Origin of the sequence: Afipia sp. DC4300-2b1 (assembly GCF_049895725.1) — a bacterium.
Taxonomy (GTDB): Bacteria; Pseudomonadota; Alphaproteobacteria; order Rhizobiales; family Xanthobacteraceae; genus Afipia; species Afipia broomeae.
Genome location: NZ_JAFCSX010000001.1, coordinates 846,492 through 865,479, shown reverse-complemented (window position 1 = coordinate 865,479; position 18,988 = coordinate 846,492). Strand labels below are relative to the sequence as shown.

Here is an 18,988-nt window from a genome sequence, read left to right as displayed (position 1 = left end):
GCTGACCATGATCATCGACTGTCATACGCTTCGGGAAAGTCTCAAAAGCCGCTATGTCGGCAGTATCGTCACGATCGGACTTGCGACGCTCCTGACGGCTTCCGTGGCGCTTGCGGATGGAAAGCCGCCGCTGGCTGCGGATACGCCGCCAGCGACGACGGCCGATTCAAGCGTCTCCGCAACCGTGCAATTCTCATTGTCGGCGCTTGATCGCGCGCTCGAACGCAAAGTCCCCAGACAGCTTGCGACGATCGAAGATTCAGGGCGAAGCTGCTGGAGCCGGCGTATCCTCGGGCGCATGGTCAATATCGATTGCGAATATTCCGGCTCCGTGCAACGCACCGGACCGATCTCCCTGCGCGCGGAAGACGGCCGGCTGATTGCGGCGATCCCGCTGTTCGGCTCCGTCTCAGGCCAGGGTATCGGACGCTTCGCAAGATTGCTGCACGGGACCGGCGAAGGCCAGCTAACGGTTTATGCGACGGCTCGACCGCAGCTTCGGCCGGACTGGTCGGTTTCACTCGATATAACAGAGGGTTTCCGCTGGCAGGAACCTCCGACACTCCAGATACTGGGTTTTCGTATCGATCTGACCCGTTACATCGAGCCGAAGATTCAAGCGCAGATGTCGCGCGTACGCAGCGATGCCGCTGCGAGCGTGGCGGCGATGGACATTCGCGGCAAGGCTGAGGCCGCATGGCAGCAGGCGTTCTCGACCGTGAAGATTGTGGACGCGCCCGCTATCTGGCTGAAGACAACACCGCGAACCATCGCTTTTTCAGGAACGCATGCACGCGGCGACATTCTCGAGGGTGCGATCGAAATGGCGGGAACGACACAGACATCTGTCGGGCAGCAACCGTCTGCATCTGTGCCGACGCCGCTTCCGGCACTCGGCAGCGATGTGACCAATCCCGGCGGCTTTTCCGTCATCCTTCCGGTGACGATCAGCTACGACCAGATCCGGGAAAAAATCCAGGCCGTCATGACGGCGCGCGCTCAAACCGGTGGTCCGAATGTGCAGGACATCTCGGTCTATCCTTCTTCCGGCAAGCTGGTGATGGGATTGCATCTCACATCCGCCGATACCGCGAGCGGTGGCACATGGATCTATCTGACGGCAACGCCGCAGGTCGATGCAAATGCCCAGACCGTCCAGTTCGGCGATCTGGCCCTGGTGCCGGACTCGTCCACGGCTGCAGGCTCACCGCTTGCTGCGCTGTTCAACGATCCAGCTCTTTTGCAGGATCTGCGGCAGCAGGCTGGTCTCGCATTCCAAAGCGAGTGGCAAACCCTTTTGGCCTCTGCCAACGCACGATTGACCCGGCACCTCACGGGCGGCTTTCGCAGCGAAGGAAATCTGGCGTCTGCCGGACTCTCGCAAGTCTCGCTCCTTCCCGATGCAATCCGGATCGACCTGCGCGCCAGCGGCCATTTGAAAATTCTCTACGGCATGTGATCGCCGTTTCTCGAGCGTCGGAAGGACATCTGACATGACCCTCAGCGCAAATCTCATATTCCGGATTGTCCTCGGCGCGCTGGCGGCGTGTCAGCTTTTGGCTTTTGCCTGCCAGCAGGCGAAGGCTCAGACGGCTTTCTATCAGGCATCCAACGATGAAATTGCGGGACCACCCGGCACTGTTATCAGACAGGAGCCGATGTTCGGTGCTCCGGATGGAGCGGCTGCATATCGCGTTCTCTATCGATCCACCAATCCGGAAGGGCGGCCCATCGCAGTCTCCGGTGTGATCATTGTTCCGACCGGTCCGGCCCCCGAAGGCGGCCGCCCAATCGTTGCCTGGGCTCATCCCACGACAGGTGTCGTCCCGCGATGCGCCCCTTCGCTGGCCATGTTCATCTTTCAACAGATTGCCGGCAGCCGTCAGCTGCTCGACCGCGGCTTTGCGATTACCGCAACCGATTATCCGGGGTTAGGTACTCCCGGCCCGCACCCCTACCTCGTCGGCGACAGCGAGGCGCGGGCAGTGATTGATTCCGTTCGCGCTGCCCGCTCATTTCCCGGTGTTGCCAACGGTGACCGCTATGCCGTGTGGGGCCACTCCCAGGGCGGTCAGGCTTCATTGTTTACCGGCCTGATCTCCAAGAGTTATGCCCCGGAGTTGCGTCTCGTCGGGGTCGCTGCCGCTGCGCCCGCCACCGATCTTGCCACCCTGATGACAGACGATCTCAACACCACCGGCGGAAGAAATTTAACCGCGATGACGGTCTGGTCATGGGACCGTGTTTACGGCGCATCCGTCGACAAGATCGTTTCACCCGCTGCGATGCCAACGGTAAATCGCCTTGCCGGCGAGTGTATCGAATCCGTGTTCGATATCCTGCTGCGCAGCGAAACGTCGAAGCCCTTGGCTCAGGATTTTCTCACTGTCGCAAATCCGGCAACTCTCGAGCCGTGGCGTTCGCTGCTCGCTAAAAACACCCCCGGCACGTTGCACCCATCAATTCCGGTTTTCCTTGCGCAAGGCTCGACCGACGGCCTGGTTCGTCCGCAGGTCACACAAACCTATATGCACCGACTATGCGAGGCAGGAAGCAAGGTGCGCTTCATGATGATGCCAAACGTCAGCCACGGCTTTGCCGGCCGCGATAGCGCGGATGCCGCAACCGCGTGGATGGCGGACAGGTTTGCAGGAAACGCCGTGCCGAGCGACTGCGGCTCTGCCGCTCGCTGACCCGCTCAATGATCGGCGTGGGATTTTTCCCGCGCCATCACGGTCCGGCGACGGTGGATGAGATTATCCAGCCGCTGCGCTGCCGATGTCAGGGTCGCAGTATCCGCCGCTCTGTCATCCCCAAGCGATGATTTGGCGATTTCGTCCTTGAGGAGTTCGTCGAATTCTTGCTCGATGTTGATAAGCTCCGCTTCGCTTGTCGCGCTTCTGATGCGCCGTGGCAGCTCATACAGCACGCGCCATACAGGATCAGGAGCCCTGGACCGGCCAAGACCAAGAAACTTCCATGCCGCCGCGAAGACCGATGCCAGCAAGCCGAAGACAATTGGCGTCAGGTAGATGGCGTCACCATATTTGTCCATGAAGCTTTGCTGCGCGTCGTTGTAATACACGGCTGCGCCGGGATGTACGGGAATGTTGGCATCGGGATCCGTATCGGGCTCTGCAATCCCGGACAGAACCGAATGCGCTGCCACCAGACTTTCGCGGGCATTCATCAGCGCCTGCGTCAGGCCGGTTGCGACATCGGCATCGAGCTTGGCATGCGCAACCAGATAGAAGCCCGTTTTGAGTGTTGTCAGGTCGTCACCCGGATTGGGCGGGGAGCCACGCAGCGTCCCCTTGGGTATTGCGAAACTCTCGAAGGCTCCCTCCGCATCGGCAATTGCACCGGCTGAATCGATCGGCACCAATGTCGGCGAGCGACTTGAACCACCGCCAGACAGATTCCTGACGTAGTCCAGGTATCGCTTGGTCAAGGGCACCACCATGACCAGCACATCCACGTCCCCGGCCTTCATGGCTCGCTGCGCGTCGGGCGGCGATAGATCCTTGAAGGTTGTGTGTCCCTCCAGGCCGTATTCACGACTGAGCGCTTTTACAAGGCGATGGTTGATCTCGCCGCCGACCACGCCGATGGATCGACCCTTGAGTTGCTCGATCCCGGTTATGGAAGAACCGGGCGCGGCGACAACCATCACTACCGCCTCGGCGATCACAGCGATGGCTCTTGCGTCCGAGAGATCGCCAACATCGGCCCTTACAACCGCAAGATCAACCTTGCCAGCGGCGAAGGCCTTTGTTGCGTCCAGGACGTTGCCGAATTTGACGATGTTGAGCCTCACGGGTGCGTTCGATTTCACGAAGCGATTTGCGATCAGCAACGCGCCCTTGACGATCTCGCCGTCGATTGATCCGACGCCGACGCTCAGCGTCGTTGGTTTGGTGTAGAGCCTGTAAGCAAACAGGCCTGCGCCCAATACAAGACATGTAGCCCCGGCAACCATGACGATCCGGAGCCACAGCGGAAGCCTGGGGGCAGATAGCCTCATTACAAGCACCAAAGAATGTCGCTGACAGATAGTTTTGGTGCTGTGCCGCGGCGGGTCAACTTGCTTTTCGTCTCAGCGCCTTGAGATAGCCGACAATCGGCCCAATATCCTTGGCCGGGACGGCGCAGGCCACATAACCGTCCGGGCGCACCAGCCAAGCGCCGGATGCGTATGGAGGCGGCAGCAGCGATGACTCGACCAGATCGCCAAAATCCTCAACAAGGCCGCTCACGGCTTCGCTGGAGGCTGCCAGCAGCGTGAACCGCGGCGTTTGTCCCGCGCCAAAGGACGTCTGTCCGGACACCGGCGTCACGCGGGCCCCGACGGCAGGACCATCGAGTCCGTGAGCCGCCGGTCCATTGAGCGGGCTTTTCTCGTAACCGACGGACACCTCCGTCATCTCGTTGACCATCGCAGCGCGCACCGGGGCAAGCCCCAGTAGAAAATGTCCGACCAGATTACGCACGATCTGCGCGGCCTGATTTCGCAAGGTTGCAAGCGCTGTGAACCGTCCAGCATTTGCCAGAACGTGTTCGCCGATTGCGCTGCGTTCGACGCTGTAGCTATCGAGCAGACTCTCGTCGCAAGCGCCCCGCCAGACCATCGCCAGCTTCCAGGCAAGATTAAAGGCATCTTGCATGCCTGTATTCATGCCCTGACCGCCTGCAGGGCTGTGAACATGCGCGGCGTCACCGGCAAGAAAGACGCGACCCGATCGATAGTCGGCCACTTTGCGTTCGTTGATGCGGAACGAGGAGAGCCAGACCGGATCGGAAGCGACAAGCCCGCCGGGACCTCGCTGATCGAGAACGCCCTGCACATCGCTGAGGTCGGGATCTCGTGGGTGTTCACCTGCCGACATGGGGAGATCGGCGACGATGCGATAGCGACCGGGCGATATGGGAAATACCGCCAACACCCCTTTTTCATGCCAGTAGGTGGCTATCTCGGATGCCGGAAACGGAAACGCCTTGAGATGAATATCGGCAAGAATCCAGTCGCTCGGCAGCGTATCGCCGACAAACGATATCCCAAGACCATGGCGTGTCGCGCTGTGGGCGCCGTCACAACCGATCATCCATGGCACGTCGAGATTTTCGTCCTGTCCTGAGGCGGAGCGCAAGGTGGCGCAGACCGACGCAGAGCCGGGCGCAAAGCGGATCAATTCCAAGCCGCGTTCCACCTGGACGCCTAGCCCATTCAGATGTGCCTCAAGAAGACGCTCTGTCTCCGATTGAGGCAACATGAGCGCATAAGGATAGGGACTATTCACTTCCGCGAAACTGACATGCGCAAGGAGCTTGTTGGCAGCGATGATATTTGCAGCGTCAACTTTATGACCGGCCGCAATGAACTCATTCGTGCAACCGGCGCGGTCCAATAACTCGAGAGTCCGGCTCCACAGCACAAGCGCCTTTGACTTGTCGGAACGCGTTGCCGCCTTGTCGATGATCCGTACCGGCACTCCATAGCGCGCGAGTTCGGCAGCCATGGTGAGTCCAACCGGGCCAGCACCAACGATCAAAACTTTTGAAGTCATAGCGGTTTGGGTTCCTGACGGGCCTGGTTCGTCGCGTGAGATTTACGGCGGCCAGCGAATTTGGTTGTGACAGATCAGAACGGTCCGCGCTGCTGGATGGATTGCATGACCGCTTCCAGCTGCTTGTCCCGGGCGGCGTAGGCAGCACGCAGACAACCCGCGTTCGCACCGCATGCGTCACGCTGCCTGAGAAAGGCGCGTTGATCGTCCTGGATCGTGCCGCGCTGTCCCATTGCCACGAGCGAGGTCGTTAGCCCGTAGAGTGTCGCAACCCGTGCTTCGCTCTGACCCAGCCCATAGTCCGAGCAGATCGTTCGCTCGGCTGCCGAACTCGCCTTCTTGCAATCCAGCGGCGAATAGTCCGCTGCATTGGCCGAGCTCAAGGCCGCGCCGAAGACGAGCAGCATCGCTAAAACACCGATGATACTCCTTGAAAAATTCATGACACATGCCCTCATGACGAAACCGTCGTTGAAAGAAGATTGCTCGAGCGGCCGCTATCGCTGAACGCGGTTCCGGCCTGCGTCTGGGGTCGCAAGAACAATTTCCGTGGCGGGACAATTGTCTGGCGTCAGCGGCAAATCAAATACGGGTTCGATATGCGGGTATCGGTGACCGCTATAGCGACTGGATTTCAGACATACCGGCGGCGGTCCGGCGGCTTGATCGCAAAACGGGCGTATGCCCCTTTTTAAACCCCTGAACGCCGATCTGTGCCAAGACAAAAAACCGAGGCTGTGCAATAGTCTAAGGATTACTATGCGGCTTTGCGGTCCGGCCTTTTCATGCAGTACAGACAACTTCGCTATTTCGTAAAAATCGTGGAAGCCGGCAGCTTTTCCCGCGCTGCAAGCACCATCCATGTAGCGCAGCCGGCACTCAGCCAGCAGGTGGCTGAACTCGAAGAAGAAATGGGGATCAAGCTGCTCCACCGAACGCCGCGCGGCGTGCAGTCCACCCCCGCGGGGGAAATCCTGTTCGAGAAAGCCTCATCGATCCTTCGCCGCCTCGACGAACTTCCCGGGCTCCTGAAATCGAGCGCTGGTAACATCACCGGAACTGTCAGCGTCGGGATTGTGGCATCGCTCGCGGAGATTCTGATCGGACCCATCGTCGAGCATATCAAGTCTGCGTTTCCCAATGTCATGCTGAAATGCATGGACGGCGACAGCGAAACCTTGAGCGCGCGTGTGCTCGCTCACAAGCTCGATCTTGCGGTCATCTTCGAGCACGAATTCGTGCCGGCTTTCCTGCGCCTGCCGATTTTCATCCAAAGATTATATCTGGTGGGCAAGCCGCTTCCCGGCAAAGCCAGATCGTCCATTTCAATCAAGGATATCGGAAGTCTGCCCCTCGTTCTGCCCGGAGACAATATCGAGCGAAGACGATTGATCGATGGAGCATTCGCCGCGCTGAATATCGCCCCGAATGTTATCGCTGAGGCCGACAATCTCTCGAGCGAACTGGCCGCGGTGCGGACCGGCATCGGTCACACGATTCTCAATATCGGGGAATTCCCCAAGGCCGGATTTGAAACGTTCGCAAAGCCTCTCGTCATCGAACCGCCTATAACAATGACCTGCTCCATTATCTCGTCAGGCGATTCCACCCTGACCAACGCGGGTAATGCTGCTCGCTCGTCGATCGCGTCGATCATCAGTTCGTTCATACAGGACGGCAAAAGGCCCGGCGCCTCCCTTATCAAGCATTGAACTATCGCGACCCGATCGAAATCGAGTGCCAACAGATGATCGAGCCGGACAGTATCATTCGGAAGATTGGCTGGCGCCTCCTTCCTCTACTGATGCTGCTTTTCTTCTTCAACTTCCTTAGTCGCGTGAATATCGGCTTCGCTGCTCTCGATATGAACAAATCGCTCGGGATGCCGCCTGTCGTGTTCGGGTGGGGCGCAGGCATCTTCTTTCTAGGCTACGCAATATGTCAGATTCCGAGCAGCTTGCTGCTGCAACGGGTTCGCGTCCGCTTATGGATTGTCAGTATTGCGGTTGCGTGGGGGCTTGCCTCGGCGGGAATGGCCTTCGTCACGGGTTCAAAAGGCTTCATCGCATTGAGACTGTTGCTGGGCATCGCTGAGGCCGGCTTCTTTCCCGGCTTCATCTATTATCTCAGTTGCTGGTTTCCGCGAGACGCGCGTGCACGCTTCAATGCGGTCTTTTTGGTCGCCGTTCCGCTTGCGAGCACGCTGGGCAACCCGCTCTCCGGCCTGATCCTCAGCACTGGCGAGACAATGGGAATTCCGGCGTGGCGATGGTTGTTTATTCTGGAGGGATTACCGTCGATTGTTCTGGGCATCATTGCGTTTTTCTGGCTGTCGGACAGTCACGCACAGGCAACATGGCTGGCTCCTGAGGAGCGGCGATGGCTGGCGGATACAATCGCCGCCGAACATACAAACACAGCGAAGCTGACCGGCGACGGATTGCTCGGAAGTGTCTTTGATGTCCGGGTGGCACTGCTCTCCATCGTCTCCTTCTGCTTCATCATGGGAATCTACGGCGTCGGCCTGTGGTTGCCCCAGATCGTGAGCGGGTTCGGGACAACGCCTCTCCAGACCGGGCTGCTGTCGGCGCTTCCATACGCGGCGTCGATCGGGGGCATGCTGTTCTGGAGCGCGCGATCGGACGCGCATCGCGAACGCCGAAACCATATCGCGGCGGCCGCCGTTCTTTCCGGCGCAAGCCTCATCGCTGCCGCGCAATTTCAGTCGCCCACTTTGTCACTGCTGGCGCTCAGCATCGCTGCCGCATCGATTTTCGCAGCGAACGCCGTACTGTGGACATTGCCGTCGAATTTTCTGGCCGGCAGCGCCGCTGCAATCGGGATCGCGATCATCAACTCGATCGGAAATCTGGGCGGCTTTACCGGGCCTTATCTCGTGGGCTGGGTCAAAGGACAGACAGGAGATTTTGGTCCTGCTCTTGTATCGTTGGGCGCCATCAGTGCAGTTGGCGGCCTCCTCATTGTGATTGCGCCTTGGGTTTTTCGGCGATTGAAAGTATCTGGCTTTGAATAGCGACGGTAACAGCGAGGGGGAGTAGCCCGGCTAATCCGTCGCAGATACAGGCATTTCTCCAGCTATATCGCGCGCGAATAGGTGGATATCGAAGTCATATTGGTGCTCCCAGATCCGGTTGGATAAACGTCCTGCGTCAATTCAACCTGGAGGAATACACAATGTTCGATATGCTCAATTCACGAAGGACTTTCATGCGCGTCGCTGCGGCCGCAGCTCTTGCTATCGCGGTAACCGCTCCGCTTGCAAGCGCTCATGCCGAGCAAGGCAATATGGATCGCGCGCTCATGTCGTTGCAGGATGCCCTTCAATCATTGCGTCAGGCGACCCCGAACAAAGGCGGCCACAAAGAAGCGGCCTCGCAACTGATCGAACAGGCGATTGCGCAGGTCAATGAAGGAATTCGCTTCGCCAATCAGCATGGTGGCGGCGGTCGCTAATCTGCAGGGATGCGAACCGCCGACGGTTACGTCGGCGGGCGCTTCTCCTGACGGCTTTACCCGCGTAGTCACACTTGGAAAACTCGAGGTTCTTATGAGAACATTGCTCGCGAGTATTGTTTTGATCGCGCTGACAGCCGTGTCCCACGCGACAGAGGCCTTGTACAAATGTGACGACGGATCGTCGCTGAAGGCTGATTTTAGCGCGCCTGGTCCGACGGGGTCGGTGCAACTCGCCATATCGGGTCAGAAGTCGATCACACTCCCACAAGTCCAGTCTGCGGATGGCGGCCGATATGCCGCGCAAGGGATCGAATTTTGGATCAAAGGAACCGCCGCGAGATTAACGCGAGCGGGAAGTATCACGGAGTGCCGCACACGGTAGGTGTGTCTCCGCAGCTAAAGTCCCGACGTTTTCTTAATCGCTGGCGCGGTCTACGTCATGGTACTGGCGCACCCGACACGATTCGAACGTGTGACCTTTGCCTTCGGAGGGCAACGCTCTATCCAGCTGAGCTACGGGTGCGGCGCATTCCATTTAGCCGATTGGGCCGGTGCGGGCAACGGCTGGCGAGGGGTCTTGAGCGCCTGATTTGGACCAAAGCCTGCTGGTTTGCCGCAGGTATTTCGCCCCTCAGCCTTCAACCGTGAACTGAAGCCCCGCATTGTCCTCCAGCCGCTTGATCAGGCGATCGCCCAATGCCGCGCCCGGCGTCCAGATGCCGCCCGCCACATCCTGCGCTTCGCGCACGAGACAGACGGCGCACTCGGCGATCATCTTGGAGGTCGATCCATAACCGGGATCGCGATCGCCCTTGACCGAGGCGTGGATCTGGCGGCCGTCCAGCGTTACGCCGACGAACAGGATATCGTAGAGGCCCGTCTCGCGCTCTTCCTTCGAGGGGCCTTCGCCGGGCTTCGGCCCGCCGGGGCCGCCCATCGCGGCATTCGCCGCGACGATGGCTCTGGCAGTGGCTTCACCCTTCTCGCCGGGGCCGGCCAGCATCATCTCGTCGTAGACGAAGTCCTTGCCATACGGGAAGCCCATCAGAAAATTCGAGCGATGCACATTGCGGGTGTTGATCGTCGCCATCACGAACGGCGCGACCCACATGCCAAGCTCGTCGTCGTGGAGCGGCTTGTTGCCCGGCGGCTGTTTCGGGCCCTCGAAGCCCGGCGTCAGCGCGAACGGGTTCTTGAGCAGCGGCACGATGCTGAGATCTTTCGCTGCGGCGGCGTAAGTCGCCTTCAGGCTTGCCGCCGTGCCACCCGAGAACGTGCCCTTCATCTTGCGCACGCGGCCCTTCACGCGGTGCACGGCCGCGCCGAACTGCTTTTTCGCCGCGCCTTGCAGAAAGAACACGCCGAACTCGAACGGAATCGAATCGAACCCGCAGGAAAACAGAATGCGGGCGCCGGTCGATTGCGCCTTGGCGTGATGGGCGTCGATCATCTGGCGCATCCATGCCGGCTCGCCGCAGAGATCGAGATAGTCGGTGCCGGAGGCAGCGCAGGCTGCAACAAGCTCGGAGCCATAAAGCTGATAGGGGCCAACGGTGGTGAGAACCGCCTTGGTCTGGCCGACCAGCGCCTTGAGCGACGCAGGATCGCTCGCGTCGGCTTCGATCAGCGGCGTGTCTTTCGGTGCGCCGATCTCGTCGCGGACCGCGGCAAGCTTGTCGCGGCTGCGGCCTGCCATCGCCCATTTGAGATTGCTGCCGGGGCCATAATGCGCGGCGAGATATTCGGCGACGAGCCGGCCGGTAAAGCCGCTGGCGCCATAAACCACGACATCGAATTTCGCCTGGGTCATCGTCGTTTCCTCAAATATCGCCGGCCGGTCAGTTTCGCGCGGTTCGGTCGCGTGTTGCCGATTGCTTGTCTGACAGGGAGCGCAGAGTCAACGGCTTCGCGCGCGGCGCATCAAGCGGTGGACAGGGTGACGCGCAAGCCGTCCCTGGGCTTCGGGATCGGCCACATCTGCCATGCGGGCACATAACCTGGCTCCAGGGAGACCTTGAGATTTTGCAGGAAATGAAACGCGAAGCATTTGGCCTGCATGTAGGCGAAGTGCACTCCGATGCACATATGCGCGCCGCCGCTGAACGGGATGAACGCGAAGCGATGGCGGGCACGCTGTGCCTCGTCGGTGAAGCGCAGCGGATCGAACGTTTCGGGATCGGGCCAGTGTTCGCTCATATGGTGGGTGAACAGCGGATTCATGCTGACCAGCGTGCCGGCCGGAATGTCAAAGCCCTTGAAGCTGAAATCGCGCGTCGCCCGGCGCGGGATCGACGGCACCGGCGGCTTCATCCGCATGGCTTCCTTGAAGGCCATCTCGGTGAGCGGCATCGCGTCGAGTTTCTCGAACGGCAGCGGCGCGCCGGGTGCGATCCCAAGCGACGCGACCTCATCGCGCAGCCGCGACTGCCAGTCCGGATGTGCCGCAAGCAGCGCCACGAACGACGTCAGCGACGATGTCAGCGTGTCGTGCGCCGCCATGATCAGGAAGCTCATGTGATCGACAATGTCCTGCGTCGACAGCAGCGCGCCGTCTTCATGGGTCGCGTGGCACAGTTGCGAGAACAGATCGTCGCCGCCGTTCTCGCGCCGCAGGGGAATCTGCTGCGAGAAATACGCAACGATGCGCTGGCGTCCCCTGACGCCGCGCGCCATCTGCGTGCCGGGCCAGGGCTTGCGGATCACCGCCACGGACGCGGCGATCATGTCGACGAAGGAGCGCGTGACCTCCTCGACCTCGGGGCCGATCCCTGTGCCGAGAAAAGAGGTCGCGGCGAGATCGAGCGTCAGTTGTTTCATCGCCGGATAGAACAGCATCGGACCCGGCGCCTCGCGCCACTGATCGACGCGCGCCGCAATTCCTGAATCGAGCTGCGAGAGATAGTTTTTCATCGGTCCCGATTTGAACGCGACCGACATGGCGCGGCGATGCAGGCGATGTTCCTCGAAATCGAGCAGCATCAGTCCGCGGGGAAACAGCCGTCCGAGGATCGTTTCCCATCCGTTGGTCGAGGAAAACAGCTTGGTCTGGTCGAGCAGCATGAACTCGTTGGCTTCGGGGCCAAGCAGGGAGACACTTGTCTCGCCGAGAACCCGCGAGCGATAGATCAGCCCGTACTCGCGGGCCATCGCATTAACTTCGCCTTTCGGATCGGCGAGCACACTGAGTGTTCGTCCGATCAGCGGCCAGCCTTCATCGCCGGGAATGTGGGCGAGCCTTGTGCGATCCACCATAAGAGGTGCCTTGATCGCAGCCGGTGATGTCAGGCTATGCATCGACATGGCGTGTCCGTGCGCTATTTGCCGGAATTATCGCCGAGTTGGCGAGGAGCGACAACTCCGATCGCCATTAAATCGGGGAGTTGTGATGGTGCGGTGCATTGCGCCGTGAGCCCGGAAATGCCTGCGGATCAAGGGGACTCTGCGGCCGCTTCCGCCAGGGCCTCGATGCGTTTGCGGAATGACCGCGGCGATTCCGCGAACACCCGGCCGGACAGCGATCGCGCGCGGCCAAGGTGAAACTGTTGCCGGGAGTCGATCCGCGGCGTCAGGCGTGAGCGCCAGGGAGCCAGCGGTTGCTTCGGTTGAATCAAGCCGCGGAGAGCAACGAGATCGCTGCTCCTGCCAAGCTGCGTGCGCAGCTTCTGCACCTCGTCGATGAAGGTGTTCCACATTTTTGGCCACAGCGGCGCAATGAGGTCGAGCTGATAGCGGAAGGCCACGACAGCCTTGCGGAAATCATGAACCTCTTCCGGACCGGCCGTGTCCCATTCGCGCGGGCGGCGCCGGCGGGCCCGGCGATAGGATTTTGCGAGAGCGGTCACGATGTCGTCGAAATGGATTCGTTCAAGCGGCCAGTTTGCTGCGCAGGCGGACGCCCGGACAAGGCCGTCGCGCAGGTGCTGAATGGCTTCCGGATGAAGCTGCTCGGCCTCCAAAGCCTTTCGCACGTCCTCAAGCCGCTGGGTGAGAGTGGCTTTGGTTCGTTCCGACAGCGGCGGCGTCTCGGTGACTCTCGGCTTTGTAATGTCGGCCAGCGCATCTAGAGCCGTCTGCGCATCGCGGCTGCGGCCGAACTCGCGGGCGATGTGGCTTGCCTCGTGGCGCAGAGCCACGGTCTCGTCGCCAATCGAGTCCTCGAGCAACCGCAACAAGGCTCTCCAGCGCTTGAGCGCGACACGCAGCTCATGAATGGTTGTGCTGGTTTCGTGGCTGTCGAGCTTTTCTTGCGCGGCCCTGGCCATAGCCAGAGTGTCATTCGCGACCTCGCGCAGCGAATGGGCGTTTGGCTCAGCTTGAGGGACCGCCACCATCGGCGTCTGTCCAGAACCGGTTCGCGCCAAATTTACAGTTTCTCCGCGCCCAGGGAAGTCGTCTCTTCAGTCATTCTGCGAATGCGGGATGGCGAGCGGGCCGGCAGGCAACATCATGCGGGGACGATGGTCTTGCCGATCGGCCACAGCGCGATGGCGCCGAGTTTCAGATGCGCCCAGGCGAACGGAATTCCGATGATCGTGATGGCGAGCAGGAGTGCGGTGAACAGGTGGCCGAGCGCCAGCCACCATCCGGCCAGGATCAGCCAGATCAGATTGCCGATAAATCCGAAAATGCCGGTGCCGAAGTCGCGTTCGCCGATATAGATCTCGCGCGAGACGGCCTTCTGGCCGAACGGAAACAGCGTGTAGATGGCAATATTCCAGGCGCCGCGTGCCCATGGAATCCCGATGATGGTGATGGCCATGATGACGGCGGCAACGGCCCAGCCGAGCGCCATCCAGAAGCCGCCGAGCACCACCCACAGAACATTGAGCATAAACGAGACGGGTGACATCGGAACTCCTGCGTTGGTGCCGGTTTGGTTCAGCGTAGCACTTTTCCGGCGGCGCGGCGGTGAAAACGGCGGGTGATTGGAGATAGCCAATCAGGTGGCGAAGCCCGTATAGAGGGACATCTAGGAGATTCGAAATGCTGAAGATCGATTTTGCGTCCGGGTTCGCCATGGCCGTCGTTGCGGTGCTGGCGATCATGCCCGGCTCCGCAGCGCATGCCAGGGGGGATGCGCCGTTCTGTTCGGAAAATTTCGGCCGTACCGGAATGGGCAGGGTGTGCGACTATTACACCTATGAACAGTGTCAGGCCGCGACCAGCGGTGTCGGCGGGTCGTGCCACGTCAATGCGTGGTATCAGCCTCGCCAGTATTATGACCCCGCTCCACGCCGCTATCGCAAGCCCAGGCACAAGCATCGCCACTGACGTGATCCGGCGGACGGCCTGTGATCCTGTTTGTCGGCGCGGCGTGGCTGCGCCGATTTTGTTTGCATCGGGCCTGAACCCGTATTGCTGAACGCCCGTATTTTTGGAACGCTGGCCGCACGGATTTGGCAGGCATGAAATCGGCAAAGCAACGGTCATGAGCGTGTCGCAGGACCAGAGTGCCGCGGATGTTGGCGGCCGGGACGATTTCTACCGCGCCATGCCGGTGTTTCGCGGCTTCGCGAATCTGATGGACCCGTCGTTGTACCGGCCGGTGCCGGATGGATGGCTGATCGGCGTTGCCGACATCGTGCAGTCCACCAGGGCGATCGCGAACAACCGCTACAAGGCGGTGAACATGGCGGGTGCGGCGGTGATCGCATCGGTAACCAATGCGCTGGAGGGCAGGGATTTTCCGTTTGCCTTCGGCGGCGATGGCGCGAGCTTTGCGATATCCCCGCAGGACGCCGACGCGGCGCGCGAAGCGCTGGCAGCGACCGCAACCTGGGTGAAGGAAGATCTCGATCTGTCGCTGCGCGTCGCGCTGGTGCCGATCGAGGCCATTCGCGCGCAGGGTCTCGATGTGCGTGTGGCGCGCTATGCGGCGTCGCCGCACGTGTCCTATGCGATGTTCTCAGGCGGCGGATTGGCATGGGCGGAAGCCGCAATGAAGCGCGGCGAGTTCACCATCCCGATGGCTTCGCCGGGTGCGCATCCTGATCTCACCGGACTGTCGTGCCGCTTCTCCGAAATGCCGGCGGAGCGCGGCCTCATTCTGTCGATGCTGATCGTGCCTGCATCGGCGGACAGCGCGGCGTTTCGCCGCCTGATCGAGGACGTGGTGACGCTGGTCGAGCGAAGTCCCGGTGCGGGACGGCCCGTGCCGTCATCCGGGCCGAGCATGCGCTGGCCGACACCGGGCGCCGATTACGAGGCGCTGGCGCAGCGCGGCGGATCGCTGTTCAGGCGCCGGCTCAGCGTTCATGCATGGACACTGTTCGCCTATCTGCTGTTTCGCCTCAACATGTCGGCCGGCGGTTTCGTGCCGCAGATCTATATGCAGCAGGTGGTCGAAAACTCGGATTTCCGGAAATATGACGATGGCCTGCGCATGGTGCTCGATTGCAAGCCTGAACTGGCCGATGCGCTGGAAAGCCGTCTTGCCGCCGCGGCTGCCGCCGGCACTGCGCGATACGGCCTGCACCGTCAGGATGCGGCGATGATGACGTGCTTCACGCTGTCGGCGTCACGTCCGGATCATTTTCATTTCGTCGACGGCGCGCGGGGCGGCTATGCCTCGGCCGCCACCGCGCTGAAAGCCACACTGAACTAAAATCAAGCCGCGGTTCACCTGAGCGAACATTGAAAAGAGATGCGGAACACGTCACCATCGCCGCACTTTCGCGGCTTTTCAGATCGGTGAGCGTTGCTTTGAAGGCGATCGATTTCCAGGAAGATCGTTGCGGCTGGATGCTTCGCCGTGTCCCGCTCGGCTTGTGCGTCCTTCTTGGCGTTGTACTTGGCACCTTCGATCTCGCCCGCGCCAGTGATGACGAAGATGAAGAGCCAGCCAAAGCAAAGCAGCCGAACATCTATCTGGATTACAACACGCAATACACGACCGTGCCGCCCAACACGCTGGCCATCGGGTTCAGGAATTTCGTGTCTCCGATTCCAGCGGCAGCGCAGGTCGTGACACTGAACGCGCCGCTGACGGTGGACATCACCGAGCGGTTCTCGGTGTATGCCGGTATCAGCGCCAGCACGTCGCGCAGCGATGCCACGTCATGGTCGTCGATGACGCTCGATAGCTGGAATATCGGTTTCAATGCCGACGTCATTCAGCAGGACAGCAAGACGGTGACGGTGATTTCGACTCTCACGCGATCGATCACCAGCGCGCCGGGGCTGGCCTCGACCTCGAACCAAACTGTGGTCGAACTCGATTACGGATTGGATGAAGATCAAACCCAGGGTCTGCTGTTCGGGACGCGATTGACCGCTGTCTGGGTGGATTCGGGTCTTGCCAGGGTCGAGCCGGCATTCGCCGGATATATGGGCGGCTATTATCAGTGGCCGAACAACTGGAAGGTGTCCGCGCGGATGGGCGTCCAGACCTTCGGTGGCGCGCAGATCGGCGCGGGCCTCATCAGGGCCAGGGCGTTTACCCAGCCATTGCTCAGGTTCGATCTCGAGCGAATGGACGACAACGACAACCGGCTGTTTGGCGCCTCGATCGAAGTGGCCTGGACACCCGAGCCAATTGTCCAGTTCACCTTGCGGACGCCGCTCTACGCGGTGCGGAACTAGATGCTGGTCACAAGCAAAGGGTCACAGCGAACATGGACATCCTTGAACAAAAGCAGCGCCTTGATGTGAAAGGATCCGACGTCTCAGGGTCGACCTTCGAAGACGTCAACATGTCGGGCTGCAACATTCATGACATCAATCTCAGCGGACTGCGGATCGACTACGCCAACCTGGCGGGCCTGCACGTTAACAACGCCAATATGTCGGGGGCCTGCCTCACCGACTGCCGGATCGAGGGCATGACCATCAACGGGATCAAGGTCGAGGACATGCTGGCGGCCTACGAAAAGCAGCAATAGAGAGCCCCGGTCCCTGTTCGACTTTGGGCGAAGTCCTCAAATTTAGGTGGAACTTTACCGGTCCGGCGGCGTTTGGCCCTGTTGGTACGGGGTTACATTGAATGGCCTTTGAAAATACTGCCTTGCAGCGATCGAACCGGTTCGAGGATGCCCTGACCCCGGAAGGGCGATACCGGCTTCTGGTGGAAGCGGTTACCGATTACGCCATTTACATGCTCGACCCGGAAGGGCGGGTCACGAGCTGGAATTCGGGCGCGCAGCGCTTCAAGGGCTACACCCACGACGAAATCATCGGACGTCATTTTTCGCAGTTCTACGGCGAGGAAGACCGCAAGGCCGGGCTTCCGGCGCGCGCCCTGGAAATTTCTGCCCGCGAAGGCAAATTCGAAAACGAAGGCTGGCGCATCCGAAAAGACGGCAGCCGGTTCTGGGCTCATGTGGTGATCGACCCGATCCGTTCGCCTGACGGCCGGCTCGTCGGCTTTGCCAAGATCACGCGCGACCTTACCGAGCGCAAGGCCGCCCAGGATCGTCTGCGGCAGAAGGAAGAACAGTTCCGGCTGCTGGTGCAGAGCGTGACCGACTACGCCCTCTATATGCTCGACCCGGAAGGTTACGTCAGCAGCTGGAATCAGGGCGCGGAACGCATCAAGCAATATCGCGCCGAGGAAATCATCGGCCAGCATTTCTCGAAATTCTATACCGAGGGCGACCGGCTGAAGGGCGAGCCGCAGAACGCGCTCGCCACCGCGCGGCGCGAAGGACGTTTCGAGAAGGAAGGCTGGCGTGTGCGCAAGGACGGCACGCAGTTCTGGGCCAACATTATCATCGATCCGATCCGCGATGAGACCGGCGCCATCATCGGCTTCGCCAAGATCACCCGCGACATCACCGAGCGCAGGGAAACACAGAAGGCGCTCGAGCACGCGCGCGAGGCGCTGGCCCATTCGCAGAAGATGGATGCCATTGGCCAACTGACCGGCGGCATCGCGCACGATTTCAACAATCTGCTGATGGTCATTCTCGGCAGTCTTGAATTGGCCGGCAAGCGGCTCCCGGACGATGCGCGGGTTGCGACGCTGATTTCCAATGCGACGCAGGCGGCGCAGCGCGGCGCGGCGCTGACCCAGCGCATGCTGGCTTTCGCGCGGCGTCAGGATCTCGATCTCAAGCCGATCGATATCCCCGCGCTTGTGCGCGGCATGACCGATCTGTTGCAGAGTTCGCTCGGACCGTCGGTGCAGATCGAGACGCACTTTCCGCTCAAGCTCGACCTCGTCCATGCCGACGCCAATCAGCTTGAAATGGCGCTGCTGAATCTGGCGGTGAATGCGCGCGACGCGATGCCGGACGGCGGCAGTATCGTCATCGCGGCGCGTGAGGAAACCGTCAAGCCTCGCTCGCGGAGCAAGCTGAAAGCCGGACGCTATGTGCGTCTTTCGGTGAAGGACACGGGCGAGGGAATGGACAAGACGACTCTCAGGCGCGCCATGGAGCCGTTCTTCACCACGAAAGGTGTGGGCCGCGGCACCGGCCTCGGATTGTCGATGGTCCATGGCATGACCGAACAGTCCGGTGGGCGGTTCTTCCTAAAGAGCCAAAAAGGTGAGGGCACGACGGCGGAAATCTGGTTGCCTGCAGCGAAAGCGACGCAGCCCGCGCAGGGCGGGCGTTTCATCAAGGACGGCGCGACCGGCACCCGTCCGCTGGTGGTGCTTGCCGTCGATGACGATGGTCTCGTGCTGATGAACACCGCAGTGATGTTGCAGGACATGGGACACACGGTGTTCGAGGCGACGTCAGGTGACCAGGCGCTGGAGATCTTGCGGCGCGAGCCCTCGGTCGATCTCGTCATCACCGATCATGCCATGCCGCGGATGACCGGGGCGCAACTCGCCGCAGCGATCAAGGCCGAGCGGCCGGACCTTCCGGTCATTCTTGCGACGGGTTATGCGGAATTGCCGCCGGGCGTGGATGCCAACCTGCCGAAGCTTGGCAAGCCGTTTCGCCAGCAGGAGCTGATGCAGGCTGTCACGGCGGCGATCGCGAACTGATTTCCGGTCACAA

The 18,988-nt window shown here is 60.8% G+C and carries 18 protein-coding genes and 1 tRNA gene; 11 read left to right on the top strand and 8 right to left on the bottom strand.

Features of this window, described 5'->3' with window-relative positions; translation table 11 throughout:
* Positions 1-7 precede the first annotated feature (7 nt).
* Both ACP7AL_RS04290 and ACP7AL_RS04285 read left to right on the top strand, forming a co-directional pair.
* Positions 8-1,459 carry a DUF4403 family protein gene (locus ACP7AL_RS04290; protein WP_425989209.1) on the top strand — a complete coding sequence of 484 codons (1,452 nt, stop codon included), beginning with the start codon at positions 8-10 and terminating at the stop codon, positions 1,457-1,459.
* A 34-nt stretch (positions 1,460-1,493) separates the two neighbouring features.
* Entirely contained in the window at positions 1,494-2,693 is a 1,200-nt protein-coding gene (locus ACP7AL_RS04285) for an alpha/beta fold hydrolase (RefSeq protein WP_425989207.1), read from the top strand.
* 5 nt (positions 2,694-2,698) lie between these two features.
* Here ACP7AL_RS04285 and ACP7AL_RS04280 read toward each other — a convergent pair whose 3' ends face one another.
* From ACP7AL_RS04280 to ACP7AL_RS04270, 3 genes are all read right to left on the bottom strand, one after another.
* A complete protein-coding gene (locus tag ACP7AL_RS04280) occupies positions 2,699-3,952 on the bottom strand; it encodes a TAXI family TRAP transporter solute-binding subunit (protein ID WP_425989205.1) in 1,254 nt (417 codons plus the stop codon).
* A gap of 127 nt (positions 3,953-4,079) precedes the next feature.
* A complete protein-coding gene (locus ACP7AL_RS04275) occupies positions 4,080-5,564 on the bottom strand; it encodes an FAD-dependent monooxygenase (RefSeq protein WP_425989203.1) in 1,485 nt (494 codons plus the stop codon).
* A gap of 74 nt (positions 5,565-5,638) precedes the next feature.
* On the bottom strand, positions 5,639-6,007 hold the full coding sequence (locus ACP7AL_RS04270; protein ID WP_425989201.1) for a lysozyme inhibitor LprI family protein: 369 nt from the start codon (positions 6,005-6,007) through the stop codon (positions 5,639-5,641).
* A gap of 342 nt (positions 6,008-6,349) precedes the next feature.
* On the opposite strand from ACP7AL_RS04270, the gene ACP7AL_RS04265 reads away from it, so the two are divergent.
* The 4 genes from ACP7AL_RS04265 to ACP7AL_RS04250 all read left to right on the top strand — a co-directional run bounded on the left by ACP7AL_RS04265 (position 6,350) and on the right by ACP7AL_RS04250 (position 9,423).
* Entirely contained in the window at positions 6,350-7,276 is a 927-nt protein-coding gene (locus ACP7AL_RS04265; RefSeq protein WP_425989199.1) for a LysR family transcriptional regulator, read from the top strand.
* A 35-nt stretch (positions 7,277-7,311) separates the two neighbouring features.
* Positions 7,312-8,598 carry an MFS transporter gene (locus ACP7AL_RS04260; RefSeq protein ID WP_425989197.1) on the top strand — a complete coding sequence of 429 codons (1,287 nt, stop codon included), beginning with the start codon at positions 7,312-7,314 and terminating at the stop codon, positions 8,596-8,598.
* Positions 8,599-8,759: 161 nt separating this feature from the next.
* Positions 8,760-9,038: a twin-arginine translocation signal domain-containing protein gene (locus ACP7AL_RS04255; protein ID WP_425989195.1), complete on the top strand. Its 279-nt coding sequence runs from the start codon at positions 8,760-8,762 to the stop codon at positions 9,036-9,038.
* On the top strand, positions 8,992-9,423 hold the full coding sequence (locus ACP7AL_RS04250; protein ID WP_425989193.1) for an MliC family protein: 432 nt from the start codon (positions 8,992-8,994) through the stop codon (positions 9,421-9,423). The genes ACP7AL_RS04255 and ACP7AL_RS04250 overlap by 47 nt, the downstream gene beginning before the upstream one ends.
* A 64-nt stretch (positions 9,424-9,487) precedes the next feature.
* Here the strand turns inward: ACP7AL_RS04250 and ACP7AL_RS04245 are convergent.
* From ACP7AL_RS04245 to ACP7AL_RS04225, 5 genes are all read right to left on the bottom strand, one after another.
* Positions 9,488-9,564: transfer RNA gene (locus ACP7AL_RS04245), tRNA-Arg, on the bottom strand.
* 108 nt (positions 9,565-9,672) lie between these two features.
* A complete protein-coding gene (locus ACP7AL_RS04240; protein ID WP_425989191.1) occupies positions 9,673-10,851 on the bottom strand; it encodes a saccharopine dehydrogenase family protein in 1,179 nt (392 codons plus the stop codon).
* 110 nt (positions 10,852-10,961) lie between these two features.
* A complete protein-coding gene (locus ACP7AL_RS04235; protein WP_425989188.1) occupies positions 10,962-12,341 on the bottom strand; it encodes a cytochrome P450 in 1,380 nt (459 codons plus the stop codon).
* A gap of 128 nt (positions 12,342-12,469) precedes the next feature.
* Entirely contained in the window at positions 12,470-13,372 is a 903-nt protein-coding gene (locus tag ACP7AL_RS04230; protein ID WP_425989186.1) for a CHAD domain-containing protein, read from the bottom strand.
* Positions 13,373-13,485: 113 nt separating this feature from the next.
* The gene (locus ACP7AL_RS04225; protein WP_006022505.1) at positions 13,486-13,890 is read right to left on the bottom strand and encodes a YccF domain-containing protein; all 405 of its coding nucleotides are present in this window, start codon (positions 13,888-13,890) and stop codon (positions 13,486-13,488) included.
* Positions 13,891-14,024: 134 nt separating this feature from the next.
* Between ACP7AL_RS04225 and ACP7AL_RS04220 the strand changes: the two genes are divergently transcribed.
* The 5 genes from ACP7AL_RS04220 (at position 14,025) to ACP7AL_RS04200 (ending at position 18,975) form a co-directional block, all read left to right on the top strand.
* On the top strand, positions 14,025-14,312 hold the full coding sequence (locus tag ACP7AL_RS04220) for a DUF3551 domain-containing protein (RefSeq protein ID WP_425989184.1): 288 nt from the start codon (positions 14,025-14,027) through the stop codon (positions 14,310-14,312).
* A 157-nt stretch (positions 14,313-14,469) separates the two neighbouring features.
* Entirely contained in the window at positions 14,470-15,645 is a 1,176-nt protein-coding gene (locus tag ACP7AL_RS04215) for a DUF3095 domain-containing protein (protein WP_425989182.1), read from the top strand.
* Positions 15,646-15,674: 29 nt separating this feature from the next.
* On the top strand, positions 15,675-16,622 hold the full coding sequence (locus ACP7AL_RS04210) for a hypothetical protein (RefSeq protein ID WP_425989180.1): 948 nt from the start codon (positions 15,675-15,677) through the stop codon (positions 16,620-16,622).
* 32 nt (positions 16,623-16,654) lie between these two features.
* Positions 16,655-16,921, top strand: coding sequence for a pentapeptide repeat-containing protein (locus ACP7AL_RS04205; RefSeq protein ID WP_425989178.1), 267 nt, complete (start codon positions 16,655-16,657; stop codon positions 16,919-16,921).
* Between the two features lie 122 nt (positions 16,922-17,043).
* Positions 17,044-18,975, top strand: coding sequence for a PAS domain S-box protein (locus ACP7AL_RS04200; RefSeq protein WP_425990018.1), 1,932 nt, complete (start codon positions 17,044-17,046; stop codon positions 18,973-18,975).
* Positions 18,976-18,988 lie beyond the last annotated feature (13 nt).